This window comes from Mesorhizobium sp. M0514, assembly GCF_040321145.1.
Lineage (GTDB): Bacteria > Pseudomonadota > Alphaproteobacteria > Rhizobiales > Rhizobiaceae > Mesorhizobium.
Genome location: NZ_JAMYQZ010000008.1, coordinates 24,367 through 46,081 on the forward strand (window position 1 = coordinate 24,367; position 21,715 = coordinate 46,081).

Annotated in this window: 27 protein-coding genes; 17 read left to right on the forward strand and 10 right to left on the reverse strand. The window is 63.0% G+C overall.

Annotation, left to right across the window (positions count from 1 at the left end; all coding sequences use genetic code 11):
• Positions 1-11 precede the first annotated feature (11 nt).
• The 7 genes from NKI61_RS05645 (at position 12) to NKI61_RS05675 (ending at position 4,602) form a co-directional block, all read left to right on the forward strand.
• Positions 12-152 (forward strand): L,D-transpeptidase family protein, encoded by a 141-nt coding sequence (locus NKI61_RS05645; RefSeq protein WP_023668415.1) that lies wholly within the window; start codon positions 12-14, stop codon positions 150-152.
• Positions 153-165: 13 nt separating this feature from the next.
• Positions 166-552: a DUF983 domain-containing protein gene (locus NKI61_RS05650; protein WP_023685423.1), complete on the forward strand. Its 387-nt coding sequence runs from the start codon at positions 166-168 to the stop codon at positions 550-552.
• Positions 549-1,304: an SURF1 family protein gene (locus NKI61_RS05655; RefSeq protein ID WP_023692072.1), complete on the forward strand. Its 756-nt coding sequence runs from the start codon at positions 549-551 to the stop codon at positions 1,302-1,304. Before NKI61_RS05650 ends, NKI61_RS05655 begins: the two co-directional genes overlap by 4 nt.
• Positions 1,305-1,465: 161 nt before the next feature.
• A complete protein-coding gene (gene ispH, locus NKI61_RS05660) occupies positions 1,466-2,476 on the forward strand; it encodes a 4-hydroxy-3-methylbut-2-enyl diphosphate reductase (protein WP_023692071.1) in 1,011 nt (336 codons plus the stop codon).
• Between the two features lie 7 nt (positions 2,477-2,483).
• Positions 2,484-3,446 (forward strand): homoserine kinase, encoded by a 963-nt coding sequence (locus NKI61_RS05665; RefSeq protein WP_023698519.1) that lies wholly within the window; start codon positions 2,484-2,486, stop codon positions 3,444-3,446.
• Positions 3,443-3,988: a ribonuclease HI gene (rnhA, locus tag NKI61_RS05670; protein ID WP_023698520.1), complete on the forward strand. Its 546-nt coding sequence runs from the start codon at positions 3,443-3,445 to the stop codon at positions 3,986-3,988. The genes NKI61_RS05665 and rnhA overlap by 4 nt, the downstream gene beginning before the upstream one ends.
• Before the next feature lie 29 nt (positions 3,989-4,017).
• A complete protein-coding gene (locus NKI61_RS05675) occupies positions 4,018-4,602 on the forward strand; it encodes a histidine phosphatase family protein (RefSeq protein ID WP_023698521.1) in 585 nt (194 codons plus the stop codon).
• A gap of 72 nt (positions 4,603-4,674) precedes the next feature.
• Here NKI61_RS05675 and NKI61_RS05680 read toward each other — a convergent pair whose 3' ends face one another.
• From NKI61_RS05680 to NKI61_RS05690, 3 genes are all read right to left on the reverse strand, one after another.
• Positions 4,675-5,154: a DUF2938 domain-containing protein gene (locus NKI61_RS05680; protein ID WP_352519995.1), complete on the reverse strand. Its 480-nt coding sequence runs from the start codon at positions 5,152-5,154 to the stop codon at positions 4,675-4,677.
• Positions 5,155-5,241: 87 nt separating this feature from the next.
• Positions 5,242-5,724, reverse strand: coding sequence for a peroxiredoxin (locus NKI61_RS05685; protein ID WP_023698522.1), 483 nt, complete (start codon positions 5,722-5,724; stop codon positions 5,242-5,244).
• A gap of 111 nt (positions 5,725-5,835) precedes the next feature.
• Positions 5,836-6,642 carry a protein-disulfide reductase DsbD domain-containing protein gene (locus NKI61_RS05690; RefSeq protein ID WP_352838987.1) on the reverse strand — a complete coding sequence of 269 codons (807 nt, stop codon included), beginning with the start codon at positions 6,640-6,642 and terminating at the stop codon, positions 5,836-5,838.
• Between the two features lie 215 nt (positions 6,643-6,857).
• Here NKI61_RS05690 and NKI61_RS05695 point away from each other — a divergent pair, with 215 nt between their 5' ends.
• Positions 6,858-7,466: a YqgE/AlgH family protein gene (locus tag NKI61_RS05695; RefSeq protein WP_023668405.1), complete on the forward strand. Its 609-nt coding sequence runs from the start codon at positions 6,858-6,860 to the stop codon at positions 7,464-7,466.
• A gap of 186 nt (positions 7,467-7,652) precedes the next feature.
• Here NKI61_RS05695 and NKI61_RS05700 read toward each other — a convergent pair whose 3' ends face one another.
• The 4 genes from NKI61_RS05700 to thrC are packed head-to-tail and all read right to left on the reverse strand — an operon-like array spanning position 7,653 to position 13,860.
• Positions 7,653-10,541 carry an EAL domain-containing protein gene (locus NKI61_RS05700; RefSeq protein ID WP_023706671.1) on the reverse strand — a complete coding sequence of 963 codons (2,889 nt, stop codon included), beginning with the start codon at positions 10,539-10,541 and terminating at the stop codon, positions 7,653-7,655.
• Between the two features lie 3 nt (positions 10,542-10,544).
• Positions 10,545-11,141: a GNAT family N-acetyltransferase gene (locus NKI61_RS05705; RefSeq protein WP_023668403.1), complete on the reverse strand. Its 597-nt coding sequence runs from the start codon at positions 11,139-11,141 to the stop codon at positions 10,545-10,547.
• Positions 11,142-11,155: 14 nt separating this feature from the next.
• Positions 11,156-12,448, reverse strand: coding sequence for a M16 family metallopeptidase (locus NKI61_RS05710; protein WP_352838988.1), 1,293 nt, complete (start codon positions 12,446-12,448; stop codon positions 11,156-11,158).
• A 14-nt stretch (positions 12,449-12,462) separates the two neighbouring features.
• Entirely contained in the window at positions 12,463-13,860 is a 1,398-nt protein-coding gene (thrC, locus tag NKI61_RS05715) for a threonine synthase (RefSeq protein WP_352838989.1), read from the reverse strand.
• A 128-nt stretch (positions 13,861-13,988) separates the two neighbouring features.
• Between thrC and NKI61_RS05720 the strand changes: the two genes are divergently transcribed.
• The 7 genes from NKI61_RS05720 to NKI61_RS05750 all read left to right on the forward strand — a co-directional run bounded on the left by NKI61_RS05720 (position 13,989) and on the right by NKI61_RS05750 (position 17,269).
• Positions 13,989-14,720: a hypothetical protein gene (locus NKI61_RS05720; RefSeq protein ID WP_352838990.1), complete on the forward strand. Its 732-nt coding sequence runs from the start codon at positions 13,989-13,991 to the stop codon at positions 14,718-14,720.
• A gap of 199 nt (positions 14,721-14,919) precedes the next feature.
• Positions 14,920-15,243: an ArsR/SmtB family transcription factor gene (locus NKI61_RS05725; RefSeq protein WP_023698528.1), complete on the forward strand. Its 324-nt coding sequence runs from the start codon at positions 14,920-14,922 to the stop codon at positions 15,241-15,243.
• Positions 15,240-15,665 carry an SRPBCC family protein gene (locus NKI61_RS05730; RefSeq protein ID WP_352657872.1) on the forward strand — a complete coding sequence of 142 codons (426 nt, stop codon included), beginning with the start codon at positions 15,240-15,242 and terminating at the stop codon, positions 15,663-15,665. The genes NKI61_RS05725 and NKI61_RS05730 overlap by 4 nt, the downstream gene beginning before the upstream one ends.
• Before the next feature lie 56 nt (positions 15,666-15,721).
• Complete coding sequence (locus tag NKI61_RS05735; protein WP_023738493.1) at positions 15,722-16,114, forward strand: VOC family protein; 393 nt, start codon at positions 15,722-15,724, stop codon at positions 16,112-16,114.
• Between the two features lie 26 nt (positions 16,115-16,140).
• Positions 16,141-16,362, forward strand: a complete 222-nt coding sequence (locus NKI61_RS05740) for a hypothetical protein (RefSeq protein WP_023668396.1) — start codon at positions 16,141-16,143, stop codon at positions 16,360-16,362.
• Between the two features lie 3 nt (positions 16,363-16,365).
• Entirely contained in the window at positions 16,366-16,824 is a 459-nt protein-coding gene (locus NKI61_RS05745) for a DUF1801 domain-containing protein (protein ID WP_023735570.1), read from the forward strand.
• A gap of 13 nt (positions 16,825-16,837) precedes the next feature.
• Positions 16,838-17,269, forward strand: coding sequence for a DUF1801 domain-containing protein (locus tag NKI61_RS05750; RefSeq protein WP_023731299.1), 432 nt, complete (start codon positions 16,838-16,840; stop codon positions 17,267-17,269).
• Between the two features lie 5 nt (positions 17,270-17,274).
• Here NKI61_RS05750 and NKI61_RS05755 read toward each other — a convergent pair whose 3' ends face one another.
• Positions 17,275-17,961 carry an HAD family hydrolase gene (locus NKI61_RS05755; RefSeq protein WP_352838991.1) on the reverse strand — a complete coding sequence of 229 codons (687 nt, stop codon included), beginning with the start codon at positions 17,959-17,961 and terminating at the stop codon, positions 17,275-17,277.
• Between the two features lie 188 nt (positions 17,962-18,149).
• On the opposite strand from NKI61_RS05755, the gene NKI61_RS05760 reads away from it, so the two are divergent.
• On the forward strand, positions 18,150-19,283 hold the full coding sequence (locus tag NKI61_RS05760) for a site-specific DNA-methyltransferase (protein ID WP_023716124.1): 1,134 nt from the start codon (positions 18,150-18,152) through the stop codon (positions 19,281-19,283).
• A 48-nt stretch (positions 19,284-19,331) separates the two neighbouring features.
• On the opposite strand, the gene NKI61_RS05765 is transcribed toward NKI61_RS05760, so the two are convergent.
• Positions 19,332-19,943, reverse strand: coding sequence for an HAD family hydrolase (locus tag NKI61_RS05765; RefSeq protein WP_352838992.1), 612 nt, complete (start codon positions 19,941-19,943; stop codon positions 19,332-19,334).
• Between the two features lie 22 nt (positions 19,944-19,965).
• Entirely contained in the window at positions 19,966-21,087 is a 1,122-nt protein-coding gene (gene mutY, locus NKI61_RS05770; RefSeq protein WP_023692057.1) for an A/G-specific adenine glycosylase, read from the reverse strand.
• A 50-nt stretch (positions 21,088-21,137) separates the two neighbouring features.
• On the opposite strand from mutY, the gene NKI61_RS05775 reads away from it, so the two are divergent.
• Entirely contained in the window at positions 21,138-21,644 is a 507-nt protein-coding gene (locus NKI61_RS05775; RefSeq protein WP_023687168.1) for a DUF721 domain-containing protein, read from the forward strand.
• Positions 21,645-21,715: the final 71 nt, after the last annotated feature.

Below are 21,715 nucleotides of genomic sequence, written 5' to 3' on the forward strand. Positions count from 1 at the left end.
GCGCCCCATCAATGGCCAACGGATTCGGCTGGTCGGGCTGGCTGCTTCAATTGGTCGACTGGACCGATGGCTGCATTGGGGTTACCGACTGCGACATGGACGAAATCTGGACTATGGTGCCGGATGGAACGCTGATCGAAATCGAGCCGTAAAGCATGACTATCCATGAGTGAAGATAGGGCGATCTGGCCACCCATTGAGCCGATCTCGGCCGGCCTGCACGGACGCTGCCCGCGCTGCGGCGAAGGACGGCTGTTTTCCGGCTTCCTCACCGTCGGCAAGCGCTGCAACAATTGCGGCCTCGACTATTCCTACGCCGATGCCGGCGACGGCCCGGCGGTGTTCGTCATCCTGATCATCGGCTTCATCGTCGTGGGGCTGGCGCTGTGGGTGGAGGTCACGCTGAGCCCGCCGCTCTGGCTGCATTTCATCATCTGGATACCGCTGGCCGTGGGACTGTGCCTGACGGCGCTGAGGTTGATCAAGGGGGTGCTGCTGACGCTTCAATACGCCAACAAGGCGGCCGAAGGCCGCCTGGACCAGGGGCAATGAGCGAGGCGCTGACCAAGCCCGCCGGCCGCTCGCGGCCGAAGACGGCATTGCTGCTCGGCCTCGGCCTGGTGGTGTTCGTCATCCTGCTCGGGCTTGGCACATGGCAGGTGCAGCGCCTGTACTGGAAGGAAGCCCTTCTGCAGACCATCGACCAGCGCACCCATTCAGCGCCGCAGCCGTTGGCGGACGTCGAGAAGGAATTCGCCGCCACCGGTGATGTCGACTACACGCCGGTCACCGTCAGCGGGACGTTCCTGCACTCCGGCGAGCGGCATTTCTACGCCACATGGGACGGCGACGCCGGCTTCAACGTCTATACCCCGCTGGCCCTCGACGATGGCCGCTATGTCCTGATCAACCGCGGCTTCGTTCCCTATGATGTCAAGGATGCCGCCAAGCGCCCGCAAGGGCAGGTGACCGGCAAGGTCACGGTCACCGGCCTGGCGCGCAACCCGCTGCCGGCCAAGCCGTCGATGATGCTGCCCGACAATGACGTGGCCAAGAACATCTTCTACTGGAAGGATCGTGACGTCATGGCGGCGAGTGCCGGCCTGCCGGCCGGTGCCGTGCTGGTGCCGATCTTCATCGACGCCGACAAGACGCCGAACCCGGGCGGGCTGCCGGTCGGCGGCGTCACCATCATCGACCTGCCGAATTCTCATCTGCAATATGCCTTCACCTGGTATGGCCTGGCGGCGGCTCTTGCCGCGGTTCTGATCATCAGGCTGCGCCGTCCGGCAAAGACTGAATGATCCAGAGCATGATCCCGAAAAGTGGGAACCGGTTTCGGACAAGATCATGCTCCAACAAAGAGTTAGATCAGGTTGACCATTCAACCTGATCCAACTGCCCTTGACAGGGCAGGGGTGCACACCTCATTTCGCCAAACGATACGATCAACCGATCTGGAATCATGCTGCAGACCGCCACAAAACCACCGCTGACGATCCGGCTCTGCCAGCCGCGCGGCTTTTGCGCCGGTGTCGACCGCGCGATCCAGATCGTCGTGCTGGCGTTGAAGAAATACGGCGCGCCGGTCTATGTCCGCCACGAGATCGTGCACAACCGCTATGTCGTCGAGGGCCTGCAAAGCCTTGGCGCGGTTTTCATCGAGGAACTCTCGGAAATCCCGGCCGAGCACCGCAAGTCGCCGGTTGTCTTCTCGGCCCACGGCGTGCCGAAATCGGTGCCGGCCGACGCCAAGGCACGCGAGCTCTTCTATCTCGACGCCACCTGCCCGCTGGTGTCCAAGGTGCACAAGCAGGCGATGCGCCATCAGCGGCTCGGCCGCCATGTGCTTCTGATCGGCCATGCCGGCCATCCCGAAGTGATCGGCACCATGGGCCAACTGGCTGAAGGCGCCGTCACGCTGATCGAGACCGAAGCCGACGCTGGGACCTTTGCCCCCGCCGACCCGGAAGCGCTCGGCTTCGTAAGCCAGACAACGTTGTCGGTCGAAGACACTGCCGGCATATTGCGGGTGCTGCAGGAGCGCTTCCCGCAACTGCATGCACCGGCCGCCGAATCGATCTGCTACGCCACCACCAACCGCCAGGAAGCGGTCAAGGAAACCGCCGCCGGCGCCGATCTCTATCTGATCGTCGGTGCGCCCAATTCCTCCAATTCGCGCCGTCTTGTCGAAGTGGCGGAGCGCGCCGGCGCCACCATGTCGCTTCTCGTACAGCGCGCCGCCGAAATTCCGTGGAATGACATCACAAATATCTCGACGCTCGGCCTGTCTGCCGGCGCGTCGGCGCCGGAGATCATCGTCGACGAGATCATCGACGCCTTCCGCCAGCGCTTCGAGGTGAACATCGACCTGGCGATCACGGCCACCGAAACGGAGGATTTTCCAGTCATGCGGGTTCTGCGCGATGTCGAACTGACGCGGGCCGACATGGCCTTCGTCAACGGAGCCGCGTGAACAGCCCATGGCGGTCTACACCGACGTCAATGAGGGCGAACTCGGCGCGTTCCTGAGGGCATATCCGGTCGGCGAACTCTTGTCCTACAAGGGTATCGCCGAAGGCACGGAGAATTCGAATTTCCTGCTGCACACCTCAAGCGGCTCTTACATACTGACGCTCTACGAGAAGCGCGTCGACAAGGCCGACCTGCCGTTCTTCCTCGGCCTGATGGGCCATCTCGCCCGCAAAGGCATTTCCTGCCCGTTGCCGGTGACCGCGCATGACGGCACCGTCATCGGCACGCTGGCCGGCCGTCCCGCGGTCATCATCACCTTCCTCGAAGGCCTGTCGCTCCGGCGGCCGACAGCGGCGCATTGCGCGGAGGTCGGCAAGGCGCTCGCCGCCCTGCATCTCGCCGGCCAGGATTTTGCGATGACGCGTGACAACGCACTGGCCATCGAGGGCTGGCGCAAATTGTGGAACGCCTCGCGCGACCGCGCCGACGAGGTCGAGCCGGGACTGGCGGCCGAGGTCGACGCGGATTTCGCCGACTTCGGACGCCATTGGCCGCAAGGCCTGCCGGCAGGCATCATCCATGCCGATCTGTTTCCCGACAATGTCTTCTTCCTCGGCGAGAAACTGTCCGGCCTCATCGACTTCTATTTCGCCTGCAACGACCTCTACGCCTATGACGTCGCCACCTGCCTCAATGCTTGGTGTTTCGAGAAGGATTTCTCCTTCAACCTGACCAAAGGCACGGCGCTGCTGGCCGGCTATCAGAGCGTGCGGCCTTTGAGCGAGGGCGAGAAAGCAGCGCTGCCGATGCTTTCGCGCGGCTCGGCGCTGCGCTTTATGCTGACCCGGCTCTATGACTGGCTGACGGTTCCCGAGGGCGGGCTGGTCATGAAGCGCGATCCGACCGAATATATCCGCCGCATGCGCTTCCACCGCGCGATCAGGTCGCCTTCGGAATACGGACTGACATGACCAAGCAGGTTGAAATCTTCACCGACGGTGCCTGCTCGGGCAATCCCGGTCCCGGCGGCTGGGGCGCCATCCTGCGCTTCAACGGCAAGACCAGGGAATTGTCGGGCGGCGAGGCCGAGACGACCAATAACCGTATGGAGCTGCTGGCCGCCATCTCGGCGCTGAATGCGCTGAAGGAGCCGTGCTCCGTCGAGCTTCACACCGACAGCAAATATGTCATGGACGGTATCTCCAAATGGATCCACGGCTGGAAGAAAAACGGCTGGAAGACCGCCGACAAGAAGCCGGTCAAGAACGGTGAACTGTGGCAGGCGCTGGATGAGGCCAATCGGCGCCACAAGGTGACCTGGAACTGGGTCAAGGGCCATGCCGGCCATACCGAGAACGAACGCGCCGACGAACTCGCAAGGGAAGGCATGGCGCCGTTCAAGAAGAGTCCGTTAAAACCTGTGGCGCCGAAGCCTGCGGCGGCGCTGAAGCCGGCGGCATCCGAGAAGCAGCCTGCGGCGCCACGGGCACGGCGCTCGACCCAAAGCTATTGAGCTCAAGCTATCGGCAGGGGATCTCACTCATGCCGATCGTATACTACATCACCCATCCCCAGGTTCAGATCGATGCCAACGTTCCCGTGCCGCACTGGGGGCTGTCCGAGATCGGACGGGCTCGAGCATCAGCCATGCTCGAGCAGCCATGGGTCGGGTCGATCCGGCGGGTCGTCTCGTCGGCCGAACGCAAGGCGATCGAAACCGCCGAGATTCTTGGCAAACACCTCGGCCTCGCGGTCGAGGTGCGGGAGCGCATGCATGAGAACGATCGGTCGGCAACCGGCTTCCTGCCGCCGCCGGAGTTCGAGGCGGTCGCCGACCAGTTCTTCGCCAACCCGCACAAAAGCATCCGCGGCTGGGAGCGGGCCATCGATGCCCAGCAACGCATTGTCAGCGAGGTCGAAACGGTGCTGGGTGCTGCCGATGGCGGCGACATTGCCTTCGTCGGCCATGGCGGCGTCGGAACGCTCTTGCTGCTCTCGCTCAGCGATCGCGCAATCAGCCGCGAGGCGGATCAGCCGGCCGGCGGCGGCAATTACTTCGCCTATGATGTCGGCACGCGCCGCGTCGTCCACGGATGGCGGCCGATAGACAGTCTGGCGCCGCGCTAAAGCGGATGTCAGGAGATCATCGACACCGTAGCGGCGATGAAGCCGCTGGCGACCAGCGGATAGAACCTGTCCTCAGCGGATCAGCAGGGCCGTGCCGTAGAGGCCGAGCGCGAACACCGTGTGCGAGATCACATTGAAGGCGCGGATCTGCATCGCGTTGGGGCGCTTTGAGGCAGCCCAGCCGGCGCCCATGCCGGGCGCCAGCAGGAACCAGCCGGCGCCGATGGTGACCATGCCGAGGATGAAGGCCGGCAGGAAGGTCGGCGCGTCCAGCCATGCCGTGCCCACCAGCGCCACCAGGATGAAGCCGTAGACGATGCCGGTGACATAGTGGAAAGCCCAGCCCAGCGCCTGCTCATGCGCATAGGGTGCGGCTTGGGCGATATCGTCGTGGAAAACCTTGCCTTCCCTAAGGTGCCAGACCCAGCGGCCGGGCGGCCCCCAGTTCGGCCGCGGCTGGCTGAGCGCCAGATGCAGGAACAGCGCCCAAAGATCCATCAGCACCGTGGCGCCGATGCCGATCGCAACGCTGCGCCAGATGATGTCAAACATCGTCGATGTCCCCCAAAGCAGGCAATCCGGCTGGAAGCGCGTGGTCGTCAGGCCATGGCGCTCATGAGCCGACGCGGCCGCTGCGGTTTAGAGCTGGCTCAGAATGTGAGCGGCACCCGATGTGTCGACTCCTGGCTTGGTCTCGACATTGAGCGCGGTGACCTTGCCGTTGTCGACGATCATCGAGAAGCGCTTCGAGCGCAATCCCATGCCGCCGCTGGAATAGTCGGAGTCGAGGCCGATCGACCTGGCGAAGTCGCCATTGCCGTCGGCGAGATAGAGGATCTTGCCTTGACCGCCGGTGAAATTGGCCCAGGCGCCCATGACATGGACATCGTTGACGGAGACGACGGCGATGGTGTCGACGCCGCGGGCCAGGATGGCATCGTGGTTCTCGAGATAGCCCGGCAGATGATTGTTGCTGCAGGTCGGCGTGAAGGCGCCTGGAACGCCGAACAGCACGACCTTCTTGCCCGCGAAAATCTCGGCCGAGGTGATCACCTTGGCGCCGTCGGCGGTCATTTCCTTGAAGGTCGCATCGGGCAGTTTGTCGCCAACGGCAATCGTCATGATGGTCCTCGTGTGAAAAGCAGGGAAGGTTTCTTGCGATAGCGAAATCGGGCATCTCCCGCAACCGCCGACAAGGCCTGGATCAAGGGAAAGCCCTGATCGGGTTCGGTATCAGGGGAACGGCAGAACGCCCTCGACCGCGCCTTCGGCACTTGTCAGGGTGTAATACAACCCGCCATCGGTCGGTGTCGTCGACGGCCGGTCGAGGATCGGAATGGTAAATACCAGCCGGCCGTCCTTTTCGCTGCGTGCAGGCGCCCCGAACATATAATCGCGTCCCCCGGCGACGAATAAATCCGCCGCCTCCGGATCTCCGGGAAAAGTCGCCTCGACCATCAGCGTCTCATGGTCGCCCGGCAGCACCTTGATCCCGAAATCGGGCTTGGCAGGCGCGGGCAAGGTGGCGAGTGCAGCCTTCACCAGCGCCGCATCCTCGGCATTGTCGGGATCGGCGGCGGGATCGACGCTCAGCCGCGTCTGCACCGGAATACAGATCGTCTCGCAGATGCCAAGAAAGATGTCGGCATCGATGACGGCCGCATCCCCAGGCGACGACAAAGTGAATGTCACCGGCAGCGAGACCGGATGGCTGTAGCCGGCCCATTTGCCGTAGCCGTCGTCATGGCGCTGCGGCGGCGGGAAGGAAAACGCCGCATCGGTGATGTTGGTGCTGGCCGAAACGTCGATCTGCGGCGGCACGCCGGCGTCGCCCGGATCGCGCCAATAAGTTTTCCAGCCGGGCTTGAGCGCGATGTCGAGCACGCCCTGTATGCGACCGGCCTCGTCGGCCTTGCCTGTTGTCACCAGCCGCACCTTGCCGCCTTCGCTGTTGTACCATTCCGACGAGGAGGCGGCGGCGGGCAGGACTGCTCCGCATCCGATAGCAATACCGAGCAGCAGGATATTCAAGCTTTGCATGGCGTTGATTTGATCGTCAGTTCATGGCCGCGCAATGTTTTCATGGCGCTCTGCGTATCATATTTGCGTGACCTTCGGGCAAGGAACAGTTGGCTTCAAGCAATCGGCCGAGTGAAGTTCGCAGTCAAGATTCCGTTGTTCCAACCGTTGGGCTTTGGCCGAATCGCACGCGGCGCATCTTTTCGGCGTCCCGGAAACGCGTTACGCTCCAGTCCATGGACTTGTTGCGCCACAAAAAGACGGCCGGTGGACGCGGCTTTCTTGACGACCAGTTTCTGATTGCCATGCCCGGCATGAAGGACGATCGCTTCACGCGCTCGGTCATCTACATCTGTGCGCACAGCGATGAAGGCGCCATGGGCCTGATCATCAACCAGACGCAACAGATGCTGTTTCCCGATCTTCTGGTGCAGCTCGGCATCATGAACGAGCAGGAGGCGATCAGGCTGCCGGCGCAGGCCCGCGACTTCGTCGTGCGCAATGGCGGCCCGGTGGACCGCAGCCGCGGCTTCGTCCTGCACTCGGGCGACTACCGGGTGGAATCCTCGCTCACCGTCTCCGACGATATCTGCCTGACCGCGACGGTCGACATATTGCGCGCCATCTCGTCCGGCCGCGGCCCGCGGCGCGCGTTGATGGCGCTCGGCTATTCCGGCTGGGGCGCCGGCCAGCTGGAAACCGAGATCGCCGAGAATGGCTGGCTGACCTGTCCGGCCACGCCGGAGCTGCTGTTCGACGCCGACATCGAGCGGAAGTACGACCGCATCCTGGCATCGATCGGGATTGATCTGGCGCATTTGAGCCTGGCCGCGGGGCACGCCTGAGGCCTCGCCTTCGCCGACGTTCCGCCGAACCTTCGCGACTAGCCGAAGCCGCCCGCCACTTTCGCCATCCTAAGGTCTGCGCCGCGTCGCTGCGCTCCTTGCTTCGCCCTAGGATGACGAAGGCGCGGTCGCTTCAGGGGTTCATTCCAATGTAACCACGCGCCTGCACGACGCATGCCTCACCCGTCACGCCTGCGTCATCGGGTACTGCTCTTTCAACGCCTTCAGCACCTGGTCGCCTGGCATCGGCGCGCCGAACATGAAGCTTTGCACATATTCGCAGCCCATCTGGCGCAATTCCAGCGCATCGCTTTCGTCGGAAATGCCCTCGGCCACCACCGACAGGCCGAGTTCATGCGCCATGTTGACCATGGATTTGAGCAGCACCGCCCGCTTCGGCGTCGCGTCGTCGACGAAGCTCTTGTCGATCTTGATGGTGTCGAAGGGGAAGCGGGTCAGATAGGCGAGCGAGGAATAGCCGGTGCCGAAATCGTCCAGCGACAGGCCGATGCCGAGCTGCTTGAGCTTGGTCAGCACATGCGAGGTTTGCTCTGGATTGTCCATGACCAGCGATTCGGTAAGTTCGAGCCGGAAGCAGCGCGGCTTCAGATTGGCGCGGGCGATGACCGAGCGGACATCGCTGACCAGGTCGCGGCGGATCAGCTGGCGGCTGGACAGATTGACCGACACCGACAGCGGGGTGTCGCCGATCTGCTTTTGCCAGCCGGCGAGGTCTTCGGCCGCCTGCTGCATGGCAAACAGCCCAAGCTGCACGATCAGGCCACAGCTTTCGGCGACCGGAATGAAATCGCCGGGCGGGATCATGCCGCGGCGCGGATGGTCCCAACGCAGCAGCGCTTCGAAGCCGGCAATGCTGCCGTCCTCCAGCCGCACGATCGGCTGGTAGGCAAGGGTGAATTCGCGCCGCTCGATGGCGCGGCGCAGATCGGATTCGAATTGCAGCCGGTCGGTGCCGACGGTGCGGAAGGCCGGCCGGAACGGCTCGATCCTGTCGCCGCCGAAGCGCTTGGCCTGGTGCATGGCAAGCTCGGCGTCCTTGACCATGTCTTCTGCCGAAGTCTGCGCCGAGGTCCAGGTGATCAGGCCGATCGAGGCAGTCAGCACGATCTCGCGCTTGGCGAAGGTGATCGGGTTGTTGATGGCGTGCTTGATGGCGTCTGCCACCGCCGCGATGCGGGAGGGTTCCTGTTCCGAGAGCAGCATCAGGGCGAACTGGTCACCGGCAAAGCGCGACAGCGAATCCTTCGGTTTCAACAGCCGGTGCAAGCGGCGCGCAATGGTGAGCAGGATGGTGTCGCCGGCCGAGATGCCAAGCCCGTCATTGACCTGCTTGAAGCGGTCGATGTCGATGACGAAGACGGTGGGGCGCACCTTCTCTTCGGTGCGCGCGATCGAGATGATGGCTTCCAGCCGGTTCATCAGAAGTTCGCGGTTGGGCAGGCCGGTCAGATTGTCGTGAACGGCATCGTGCAGCAGCCTTTCCTCGGACTTTTTCTGCTCGGTGACGTCGACCATGGTGCCGACGCAGCGAATCACTTCGCCGTCCGAGCCGATCACCGGCCGCGCCCGAAGCAAGAACCAGTGGTAGTGCCCGTCGGCGCCGCGCAGGCGGAAATTCTGCGAGACCCGGCCGCGCCGATGTTCGAGCACCACGTCGAGGGTGGTGCGGAACGTGTCGCGGTCGTCGGCATGCAGCACCGGCAGCCAGTTGCGGGCCGCACCCCCCAGGCTGTTGGGCGCCAGGCCAAGCTGGATGCTGACGTCGGGCTTAGTGACGACGCGGTCGCGCAGCACGTCCCAGTCCCACACCGTGTCGCCGGAGCCGGCGACGGCCAGCGCCTGGCGCTCAAGATCGGAGAACAGGCCCTGATGCAGCGCGCCGCCGGCAAAGGCATGCTGCATGACGGTGAAGCCGATCAAAAGGATGATCAGGATCAGCCCGCCGCCCAATGCCGGCTGGGCGATGTCGTTGTCGAGCATGCCGGTGATTGCCATCCACGACCCGCACAGCCATAGCAGCACCATCACCCAACTGGGCACCAGCATGATCGCACGGTCGTAACCACGAAGACCGAGCAGGATGATGAGGCCGAGCCCGGTCAGCGCGGTGGCGGCAAAGGACAGCCGGGCAATACCGGCGGCGACGGCCGGATCGATGATGGCCACACCCGCAATCAGCACCAGACCGAGGATCCAGACCAGCGCGCCATAGCTGAAATGGCCGTGCCACCGGTTGAGGTTGAGATAGGCGAACAGGAACACCACGAAGGTCGCCGCAAGCGCCACCTCCGTTCCCGCCCGCCACATCTGCTCGTTCCCGGGCGATATCTCTATGATCTTGTTTAGAAAGCCGAAATCGACGCAGATATAGGCAAGTACCGCCCACGCAAGTGCGGCTGTCGCCGGAAACATCGAGGTTCCCTTGACGACGAAAAGGATGGTCAGGAAGAGCGCCAGCAGCCCGGCGATGCCGATAACGATGCCGCGGAACAGCGTATAGGAATTGACCGAGTCCTTGTAGGCTTCCGGCTCCCATAGATAGACCTGCGGCAGCTTCGGCGAGGCGAGTTCGGCGATGAAGGTGATCACCGTTCCCGGGTTCAGCGTCACCCGGAACACGTCGGCGTCGGAGCTTGACTGGCGGTCGAGCGCGAAGCCCTCGCTGGGGGTGATCGCGGCGATGCGGGTGGCGCCGAGATCGGGCCAGAAGATGCCGGAATTCACCAGCCGGAAATGCGGCGCCACGATCAGCCGGTCGAGCTGCTGGTCGGTGGTGTTGGCGAGCGCGAACACCGCCCAGTCGCCGCTCGAGCGCGCGTCATTGGCCTCGACCTCGATGCGCCGCACGATGCCGTCGGGACCGGGCGCGGTCGACACCTGGAAGTTTTCGCCCTGATTGACGTAGATCTGGACGGCGCGCGACAGGTCGAGCGCGACATCGTCGCGGGCAATCTTGATCGGTTCGACGGCGAAGGCCGGGAGCGCCGCGCAAAGCGTGACGACAACCGCCAGAACAAAGGCCAACAGCGACCCGTTTCGCAGGAAATTCGTCAAAAATCAGTCCTTCGTTCCAGCGCCCGGCGGATCGTCCGCGATCCGGGCGTAGAGGTAGTGGTCCTGCCAGATGCCGTTGATCCTGAGGTAGGATCGCAGAAGTCCTTCGCGCCGGAATCCGGCTTTTTCAAGCACGCGGATCGACCGGACATTGTCGGGAATACAGGCAGCTTCGATCCGGTGCAACCTCAGCGTATCGAAGGCGAAGCGGCAGACCACCTTGACCGCGTCGGTCATCAGGCCGCGGCCGCCGAACCGCTCCCCGATCCAGTAGCCGACATGGCCGCTTTGCGAGACGCCGTGGCGGATATTGCCGAGCGTAATGCCGCCTGCAAGCTTGCCGCTCGCCTTCTCGAAGATGAAGAAGGCGATGGCGGTTCCCTGCGCATAGTCTTCGCGGTAGCGGCCGATGCGCAGCCGCCAGGCGGTGCGGTCGAGTTCATCGGGCGTCCAGCGCGGCTCCCACGGTTCGAGGAAGGCACGGCTTTCGCCGCGCACCGCCGACCATTCGCGATAGTCGTTGGTGTAGGGCACGCGCAGCATGACCCGGTCGCCTTTCAGTGCCGGCAGGTCACGGCGAAAGAAAGGGAGCGCGAACACCGGCGCTTGAAGGCTTAGACGGCGAGCTTGCGGGCCGTGGTGTGCGTGCCCGCAAGCGAATCGAGAATCGCCTCATAGGGCGCGAGCGTACCCACCGGTCCAACCGCGGTCAGCGTCGGCTTGGTCGAAAACAGCCGGGACGAAAGGTCGGTCAGCCGCTCGACGGTCAGCGCCGACAGCCGTTCCATCAACTCCTCCTTGGCGATCGGCCGGCCGAACAGAAGCAGCTGCCTGGCGATCTGCGAGGCGCGGCTGGCCGGGCTTTCAGCCGACATGATCAGGCCGGCGCGGTATTGCGCGCGGGCGCGGTCGAGCTCTTCCTGAAGGATATTCTCGCCGGCCTTCTGCAGCTCGTCGATAATGACCGGAACCAGTTCGGCAATGTCGCTCTGCCCGGTCGCGGCATGAACGCCGAAGATGCCGGTATCGGAAAAACCCCAGTGGAAGGCATAGACCGAATAGCACAGGCCACGCTTTTCGCGGACCTCCTGGAACAGCCGGGACGACATGCCGCCGCCGAGGATCATCGACAGCACCTGCGAAGCGTAGAAATCGCGCACATGATAGGCTCGGCCTTCGAAGCCGAGCACGATCTGCGCGTCCATCAGGTCGCGATCCTCGCGGAAATCGCCGCCGACATACTGCGCATATTGCGGCATCGTGCTGTCGGACTTGCTGCGGAAACCGCCGAGCTGCTTTTGGACCTCGCGCACGAAATTGTCGTGCTTAATGTCGCCTGCCGCCACGATCACCATCTTCTCGGCGCCATACTGGCGCTCTATGAAATCATGCAGCTGTTTGGAGGTGAAGGATTTGACGGTTTCCGGCGTGCCGAGGATCGAGCGGCCGATCGTCTGGTGGCGGAAGGCGGTCTCGGTGAAACGGTCGAAGACGATGTCGTCGGGCGTGTCGTGCGCGGCGCCGATCTCCTGCAGGATCACATGCTGCTCGCGCTCCAGTTCCTCTGGGTCGAATTCGGACTCCTGCAGGATATCGGCAAGGATATCCACCGCCAGCGGCACATCGTCGGACAGCACCCTGGCGTAATAGGACGTCGTCTCGACTGATGTGGCGGCATTGATCTCGCCGCCGACATCCTCGATTTCCGAGGCGATCTCGAAGGCCGTCCGCCTTTTCGTACCCTTGAAGGCCATATGCTCGAGCAGATGGGCCATTCCGTGCTCGTCGTCACGCTCATTGCGGGCGCCGGACTTGACCCAGGCGCCAAGGGCAACGGATTCGAGGCTTGGAAGGGTTTCGGTGGCGACTGTCAGGCCGTTCGACAGACGGCTTACCTCAACACCCATATGGCAAGTACTCCCTAACGCGCTGCCCTTGAGTGGCGGCTCACGTAATCTTCCACCATTTTCAGGTCGGATGGAAGTACCGTGTACTTTTCGTCGGCTGACATCAAGGACCCCAGCCATGCGGGCAGGGCCGGCGACACGCCGCAGGCGGCTTCGACCGCGGCCGGGAACTTGGCCGGGTGCGCCGTGCCCAGCACCACCATCGGCACTGCACCGTCAGCCTTGCCGGCGGCGACATGCACGGCCGCGGCCGTGTGCGGATCGAGCAGATAATTGCTGGATTCGAGCGTTGAACGGATGGTGGCGGCAACCTCGTCCATATCAGCGCGTCCGGCGTCGAATTCGGACCGCATCCGGTCGATTTCTGCGGTCTCGATGGTGAAGGCGCCGGATTGCTTGAGGCCGGCCATGTAACGCCGCACCGTCTCTGCGTTACGGTCGCAGGCCTCGAACAGCAGTCGCTCGAAGTTCGACGATACCTGGATGTCCATCGATGGCGACGTCGTCGCAAACACACCCTTGGTGCGGTATTCACCGGTCGCGAAAGTGCGCGCCAATATGTCGTTGTCGTTGGTGGCGACGATCAGCCGCTCGATCGGCAGGCCCATCTTCTTGGCGGCGTAACCGGCGAAAATATCGCCGAAATTGCCGGTCGGCACGGTAAAGGAGACCGGCCTGTCCGGCGCGCCGAGCGAAAGCGCCGAGGAAAAATAATAGACGATCTGGGCCATGATGCGGGCCCAGTTGATCGAATTGACGCCCGACAGCGACACGCGATCACGAAAACGATGATCGTTGAACATATCCTTCAGCAGGCCCTGGCAATCGTCGAAATTGCCTTCGATCGCCAGCGCCTGGACGTTGGCGGCAGTCGATGTCGTCATCTGCCGCTGCTGCACCGGCGAGACGCGGCCATGCGGGAACATCACGAAAATGTCAGTTCGGTCGCGGCCGGCGAAGGCATCGATGGCGGCGCCGCCAGTGTCACCCGAGGTCGCGCCGACGATGGTGGCGCGCTGGCCACGCTCAGTCAGTACATGGTCCATCAGCCGGGCAAGCAGCTGCATGGCAACGTCCTTGAAGGCCAGTGTCGGACCGTGGAAGAGCTCGAGGATGAACGTGTTGGCGCCGGTCTGCACCAGCGGGCAGACGGCCCGGTGGCGGAAGGTGGCATAGGCTTCTCGCACCAGGCGCTCGAAGACGGGTGCGGCGATCTCGCCGCCGAGGAAGGGCGTCAGCACGCGGATGGCGAGGTCCGCATAGGGCAGGCCGCGCATGGTGCGGATCTCGGCTGCCGAAAACTGCGGCCATGTCTGCGGCACATAAAGCCCGCCGTCGCGGGCCAGCCCCGCCAGCACCGCATCGGCAAATCCAAGCACGGGCGCATCCCCGCGGGTACTCACATAGCGCATCGTCAAAGGTCCATTGCTGCCGCCGGTTTCATCCACGGCAATTGGTTAATTTTCCGAGCCGCCTCAGTCGCATTTTTGCCGTGGCGTTGCTATACGTCACCAACTTTGCGAGAGGGAAGTGCAGTTTCATGGCGTTTCATAAGTTCAACCGTCGCTTTGTCGCGGGTCTGGTGCTGACGGGCTTTATGCTTGCCGCCGCCGGTTGCCAATCGAGCGACAATGGCATCCTCAATCTCGGTTTCGGCAAGAAGACCGACCCGAATGCGCCAATACCGCCTCAGGATCCCAAGGTTCTCGCCAGCCAGTTGCAGGCCTACTGCCCGAAAGTGACGGTGCGTGACGGCACCGCATACTTCAATACCTACGCCAAGGGCGCGCCGCAGCCGAAAAAGAAAAAGGCTGATGCAACACAGGATGCCGAGGCCGCTGCCGCCGCGCAGACGGCGCCTGACGGCTCCATCGTCGATCCGAACAAGGATCCGGCCAAGATCATCTACCAGGCCTCGATCAGCGATGTGAGCCGCGATTGCAGCCGTGCCAACGGCCAGTTGACGATGAAGGTTGGGGTTGCCGGCAAGATCGTGCCGGGACCGCTGTTCGCCCCCGGCACCATCACCATGCCGATCCGCATTGCCGTCATGCACGGCCCCGACGTACTTTATTCGCAGATCCACCCCTATCAGATCCAGGTCAGCGATCCCTCGACCGCCACCCAGTTCGTGTTCACCGATCCCAACGTCGTCGTGCCCGAACCCTCCGCCCGGGATTACACTGTCTATGCCGGCTATGACGACACCGCGCCGGCGGCCGTGGACAAGAAGTCCGGCAAGAAAAAGAAGCGCGCTCCGGTGACGAACTAAGCGCCTGGGCGCCGTCGCTGCTGCGACGGTGCCGGTCAACTCTTTGAAAGATCCAAACGATCCGATCGTAATCCTGCAGGCGTGCGCCTGCGGCAGGTCGCGTCTGCGCTTTAATCTCGATCCATTCCGCCAGCGCACTTGACTCATCCATATCCCGGCGGTTATACGTCAATCAATAGCTCGCAGGTTATTGATCCCGATGCCGGACGCCCACGATACTTTGTTCAGAACGCTTGCCGACCCGACCCGGCGGGCCATCTTCGAGCGCTTGTGCCGCCAAGGTGAGCAGACCGTGGGGGCGCTGACGGCGCAGTCCGGGGTCTCGCAACCGGCGGTGTCGAAGCATCTCGGCGTCCTGAAGCTGGCCGGCCTGGTGCGTGACCGCCACGCCGGACGCCAAACCCACTACAGCGCGCAGCCCGAGGCACTTGGTCCGCTGACCAACTGGACAGTTCAAATGACAGGATTCTGGGAGAGCCGCTTCGATGATCTCGAGAACCTGCTGAAAAGGATGGACCAGTGAGCAATCCCGAGCTGCGCACCGTCGTCGTCGAACGTGAAATATCCTGGCCGGCGGAGAAGATCTGGCGCGCGTTGACGCAGCCGCATCTGATGGAGGATTGGCTCATGAAGAACGATTTCAAGCCTGTCGTCGGCCACAGCTTCAATCTTCGCGGCGACTGGGGCGGCGTGCTCGACTGCGAGGTGCTGGCCATCGAGCAAAACAGGACGCTGTCCTACAGCTGGGATTTTGCGCATGAGGATGCCGCCTACAATCTGAAGAGCGTGGTGACGTTCACGCTCACGCCCACCAGCAAGGGGACCCATCTGCGCGTCGAGCAGTCGGGTTTCCATCCGAGCCAGAAGCAGGCCTATGGCGGAGCCAGGGCCGGGTGGCAGCAATTCCTCACCAAGCTGGAGCAGCTTCTGGCGAAGCCGGATTGAAGCCTGTCGGTACCATGCCGTGATCGCGGGACACCGAATGCAAAAAGGACAAATCGATGAAGATCAAGCTGACCAGCGTCTATGTGGACAACCAGGACAACGCACTGCGCTTCTACACCGACGTGCTGGGCTTTGCCGTGAAGGCCGACTTCAGCAATGGGCCTTTTCGTTGGCTGACCGTCACCTCACCCGATGAGCCCGAGGGAACCGAACTGCAACTCGCGCTCAACGACAATCCGGCCGCCAAGGCTTACCAGCAGGCCATCTTCAAGCAGGGGCAGCCCGCGCTCATGCTGTTCACCGACGACGTCAAGGGTGATTACGAGCGCATCAAGGGACGCGGCGGTGCGTTCGCCACGGCGCCGACAGAAGTGACCGGCTCGACCATCGCCCAGCTCAACGACAGCTGCGGCAATCTCATCCAGATCACCCAACTGGCGCGTTGGTAGGCGCTGGTTTCAAGAGGAGGGTTGCAATGAACTTGAGCAAATGGATACGTCAAACCCATCGTTGGCTGTCGATCATCTTCACGCTGACCGTGGCAGCCAATTTCATCACCATGGCGTTCGGGCAACCTCCGGCCTGGGTGGTCTATTCGCCGCTGCTGCCGCTCTTCCTGCTGCTGTTCAGTGGCCTCTACATGTTCGTGCTGCCTTACGTCGCGAGATCGCGTGGCGAGCAGGGCGCGCAAGGGTAGGACATGGCCAAGGCGCTGGGAAAATCGAAGGTCGCAAAACCGGCCCCAGACAAGCCGGAAAAGCCGGTCCTGCTTTCGGGCGGCAACCCGCAGATCCCGAAGGCCTATGGGGACGCTCCGGTGCAGGCGTATATTGCTGCCATGCCGGGCTGGAAAAGCGATGTCGGGCGCCGGATCGACGCACTTATCGTCAGCGCCGTCCCCGGCGTCTACAAGGCGGTGAAGTGGAACTCACCGTTCTATGGCATCGAGGGCGAGGGTTGGTTCCTCAGCCTGCATTGCTTCACCAGATACGTCAAAGTCGCCTTCTTTCGCGGCACGTCGCTCGATCCTGTGCCTCCCGGCGGTTCCAGGCAAAAGGAAGTGCGCTATCTCGACATCCATGAAGGCGAAGAGATCGACGAAGCCCGCTTCGCCTCCTGGGTGAAGCAGGCCAGCCGATTGCCCGGCGATAAGATGTGAACGGAGGCAGACCATGAAGATCAGCATGTCGAGCAAGGATGAGGGAGGCGCCTCTGCCTCCGAGCGGATAGATGCCCGAATCCGGGAGCTGGACGATTGGCGGGGCAAGACGTTGGCCAGCCTGCGCAAGACCATCCTCGACGCCGACCCGGAAATCATCGAGGAGTGGAAGTGGATGGGCAGCCCGGTATGGTCACGCGACGGCATGATCGCCGTCGGCAACGCTCACAAGGACAAGGTGAAGCTGACCTTTTCTCACGGTGCCAGCCTGCCGGATCCCTACAGGCTGTTCAACAACGGGCTCAACGGCAAGGTGTGGCGCGCCATCGATGTGTCGGAGGGCGACGAGATCGATGCGGATGCGCTGAAAGCGCTCGTCCGCGCCGCGATTGCCTACAACAGGGCTAAGAAGAAACCGGCTAAGTCGGCCAAAGCTAAGGACTGATCGGTTCAGGCGTCCGACCACTCCGACAGAGCGGCAATCACACTTTTCAGTTCGGCCCATCGGCGGATGACGGTTTCGGCGCCGGCTTCGGTCAGCACATCGGCATGGCCGGGATAGCTGTGCGCGGCGCCGGTGAAGCCGATCACGCGCATGCCAGCGGCCCTGGCGCCGGTGACGCCGTGCACCGAATCCTCGATGACGAAGGTGTTTGCCGGATTGGCGTTGAGTTGCTGCGCCGCGATCAGGAACACCTCCGGCGCGGGCTTGGTTTTCTTGCTTGGTATTTCCAGCGCTGAAAAAATCCGGCCGGCGAAGAACGGCAGCAGGCCCACTTTCTCGAGCATGAACTCGATCCGCTCCAAGCGTGAGTTCGAGCAGACGCAGCGCGGCGCGGTGACCGCGGCGACCGCCTCGCGCACGCCGTCGATGGCGCGCACGTCGCTGCGCAGTTTGCGGTCGACCAGCTCTTCGGCCCGGTCGATCATCGAGGCCTGGAACGGGATGGCGGATTTTTGCTCGACCCGCATCATGATGTCCTTGAAGGTCAGTCCGGCATAGGTTTCGGCGTATTCCTCAGCCGAGATTTCATATCCGGCCAAGGTCAGCAATTCGGCCTCGACGCGGGCTGCGATGATTTCGGAATCGACGAGCACGCCGTCGCAATCGAAGATGACAAGATCTGGCTGGGGCATGGCAATCCGAACGAGGGAGGGTGATGGAGGCCCGGCAAGGCTCAAGCGGCGCGACATACACCAACGGGCCGGGCTGCGCAAATTGACGACGTCAGGGCTGCCTGGACCGTTGCGTCCTTCACCGAATATTTACGCTGATCGGTAACCATAACGGGGAGTAAACAGTAACGCGTGCCTTGGGTGTAAAAATGTCTGCCGTGCGTCTTCTCGCCGACCTCTCCCACGCCCCCCAGCAATCCGAGTGGCTGGACACGATCCTCAAGGGCGATTGTGTCGCCGCGCTCGACCGGCTGCCGGAAAAATCCATCGACGTCATCTTCGCCGATCCGCCTTACAATCTGCAACTCGACGGCGATTTGCACCGGCCCGACCAGTCCAAGGTCGACGCCGTCGACGATGACTGGGACCAGTTCGAGAGTTTCGAGGCCTATGACGCCTTCACCCGCGCCTGGCTCCTGGCGGCACGCCGCGTGCTGAAGCCGAATGGCACCATCTGGGTCATCGGCTCCTACCACAACATCTTCCGCGTCGGCGCCAAGATGCAGGATCTCGGCTTCTGGATCCTCAACGATGTCGTCTGGCGCAAGACCAACCCAATGCCTAATTTCCGCGGTCGCCGCTTCCAGAACGCGCATGAGACCATGATCTGGGCCTCGCGCGACCAGAAGGGCAAGGGCTATACCTTCAACTACGAAGCCATGAAGGCATCGAACGACGACATCCAGATGCGCTCCGACTGGCTGTTCCCGATCTGCACTGGCGGCGAGCGGCTGAAGAACGACAATGGCGACAAGCTGCATCCGACGCAGAAGCCGGAAGCGCTGCTCGCCCGCATCATGATGGCTTCGACCAAGCCGGGCGACATCGTGCTCGACCCATTCTTCGGCTCCGGCACCACCGGCGCCGTGGCCAAGCGGCTCGGCCGTCACTTCGTCGGCATCGAGCGCGAACAGGTCTATATCGACGCCGCCAACGAGCGCATCGATGCCGTGCGGCCGCTGGAAAGCGCCGATCTCACCGTGCTCACCGGCAAGCGCGCCGAGCCGCGCGTCGCCTTCGTCAGCCTGATCGATACCGGTCTGATGCAGCCCGGCGCCACGCTCTATGACGCCAAGAAGCGCTGGTCGGCCAAGGTACGCGCCGACGGCACGGTGGCGATCGGCGACAGCGCCGGCTCGATCCACAAGATCGGCGCCGAAGTGCAGGGCCTGGACGCCTGCAACGGCTGGACCTTCTGGCACTATGAGCGCTCGGGCGGCCTGACCCCGATCGACGAACTGCGCCGCATCGCCAGGCTCGGCATGGAGCGGGCAGGGGCTTGATCTCAGGGTGTAAAGTCGTAGAGCGCTACCTTCCGGCCTCTGCGCGGCTCATACCGCGATGCCATACCGCTCAAGGTCCGCCTTGAGCGTTTTTGCATCTGTGAACAGCACAGCATTCCAGCCGGCCACCCTGGCGCCATCGACATTTCTGGGGCTGTCGTCGATGAACAGCGTGGCTGACGGTTCGAGACCGAACGCGGCGACGTGATGGTCGTAGATGGCGCGGTCGGGCTTGATCTCACGGATATCGGCCGACACGGTCACGCCGCGCGGGCGGCTAAGGAAATCGAAGCGCAGCCTCGCCTCGGCAAGTGTGTCGGCGGCGAAGTTCGTCAGCATGGTCACGTCGTGGCCGCTCTCGATCAGGCCGAGCATGATGGCGACGCTGTCCTCATAGGCATGCGGCACCATGTCGTTCCAATGGCGTCGGAAATTGCGAATGTTTTCAGCATGATCCGGGTAATCCGCGATCAGCAGCGCTTCCGCCTCTTCCCACGTCCGGCCACGGTCCTGCTCGATGTTCCAGTCATGCGTGCAGACATTGTCGAAGAACCACTTGCGCTCTTCGGCATCGGGAATGAGGCGGCTGAACGGAATGTTCGGATCGTAGTGGAGCAAGACGCGGCCGATGTCGAACACGATATGGCGGATTTCAGTCATTTCTGGCCTTTCAAAGCGAATGCTAGTCAATCGGGCGGTGTTTTTTGGTTGCGCCCGGTATCGCTGCTTCGATGACCTTTTTCATGACCGTCGGCAGCGCTTCTCCGGAAATGTCATGGGCCAGCGACCAGAAATGCCCTTCCGGCGCATCACTTTTCACTTGAGCGTGAAAGACTTCGAGCTCGAGCGCGAAATGGGTGAAGACATGCGCGATCTCTCCAGCGCGCCGCCAGTCGGCAGGGAAGGGCGCTGCCTCCGAAGTGGTTGCACCGTCGATCCGCGCTGTCCAACCTGTGGTCGGCACCTCGGTCATGCCGCCGAGCAGGCCCTTGTCAGGCCGCTTGCGCAACAGGATGGCGCCGTCGCCGCGCTCGGCGACGAAGGCGGCACCCCGCCTGAGTGGTTTGTCGACCTTGGGCAGGCGGACCGGAAAGCGCTCGGGGTCGCCGGACAGGATGGCGCTGCAATCCTCGCGCACCGGGCACAGCATGCAGCGCGGCCGTCTTGGCGTGCAGATCGTGGCGCCAAGGTCCATCATTGCCTGGGCGAAGTCGCCCGGCCTTGTCTGCGGAACCAGTCTTTCGACGAGCGCGCGGATTTCAGGCTTTGCCTCGCTGAGCGGCGTTGCGATCGAATAGAGCCGCGAGATGACACGTTCGACATTGCCGTCGACGACCGCCGCCGGACGGTCGAAGGCGATCGCCGCGATCGCCGCCGCCGTATAGGCGCCGATCCCCGGCAATTCCCTCAATCCCGTTTCGTTGTCGGGAAAACGGCCGCCCTGGCTCGCAACCAGATCGGCGCAGGCCTTGAGGTTGCGCGCCCGTGAATAATAGCCGAGCCCGGCCCAGGCCTTCATCACATCCTCGGCCGGCGCAGCCGCCAGCGCCTTCACATCAGGCCATTTCTCGACAAAGGCGCGAAAATAGGATTTTACCGCTTCGACCGTGGTCTGCTGCAGCATCACTTCCGAAAGCCAGATGCGATAGGGGTCCGGCCGTGCACCGCCGGCCGCGGCGTGCGGCGTGATCCGCCACGGCAGTTCGCGATGGTGCGCGTCGTACCAGGCAAGCAGACGCGCGGCGATCTCTCCCGATAGAGTTGGTCCGGATGCGGCCTTGCGGGTCTGTTCGTGCAGTGCCATTGATCGCGGGCTGGCTCTAGGCTGGTGAGGAGCGTGGCTGGAGAACGTACATGGCAGGGAGAACGCCTTACGGCAATCCCGTTCCGGTGAGCGATCTCGCGACCGCGATCCTCGACCCCGTGCTGCGCAAGCGGGCCGGCATTTCGATCGGGCTGGTGCAGTCATGGGAAGAGATCGCCGGCCCCAGGCTCGCCGGCCATTCGCGCCCCGAAAAAATCCAGTGGCCGCGCCGCATGCATGAGGACGATCCGTTCGAGCCGGCGGTGCTGGTCATCGCCTGCGAGGGCATGGCCGCGCTGCACCTACAGCACGAGACCGGCGAGATCATCAACCGCGTCAATGCCTTTCTCGGCTTCAACGCGATCGGCAGGATCCGGATCGTGCAAAAGCCGGTGCTGAGGGACAAAGCCCGGCCGAAACCGACGCCGAGAGCACTGACTTCTGTCGAAAAGGCCAAATTGTCGGATACCGTCGGCAAGATCGAGGATGAAGGCTTGCGCGCCTCGCTGGAGCGTCTTGGCGCCACAATTCTTGGCCAAAGGAAGCGGCCAAGGTAATCAACCGGTAATCAGTCGGTCATGAACGCGTCATCTATCTCGCGCATTCGTGATCCTGCATGTAGAGTTTG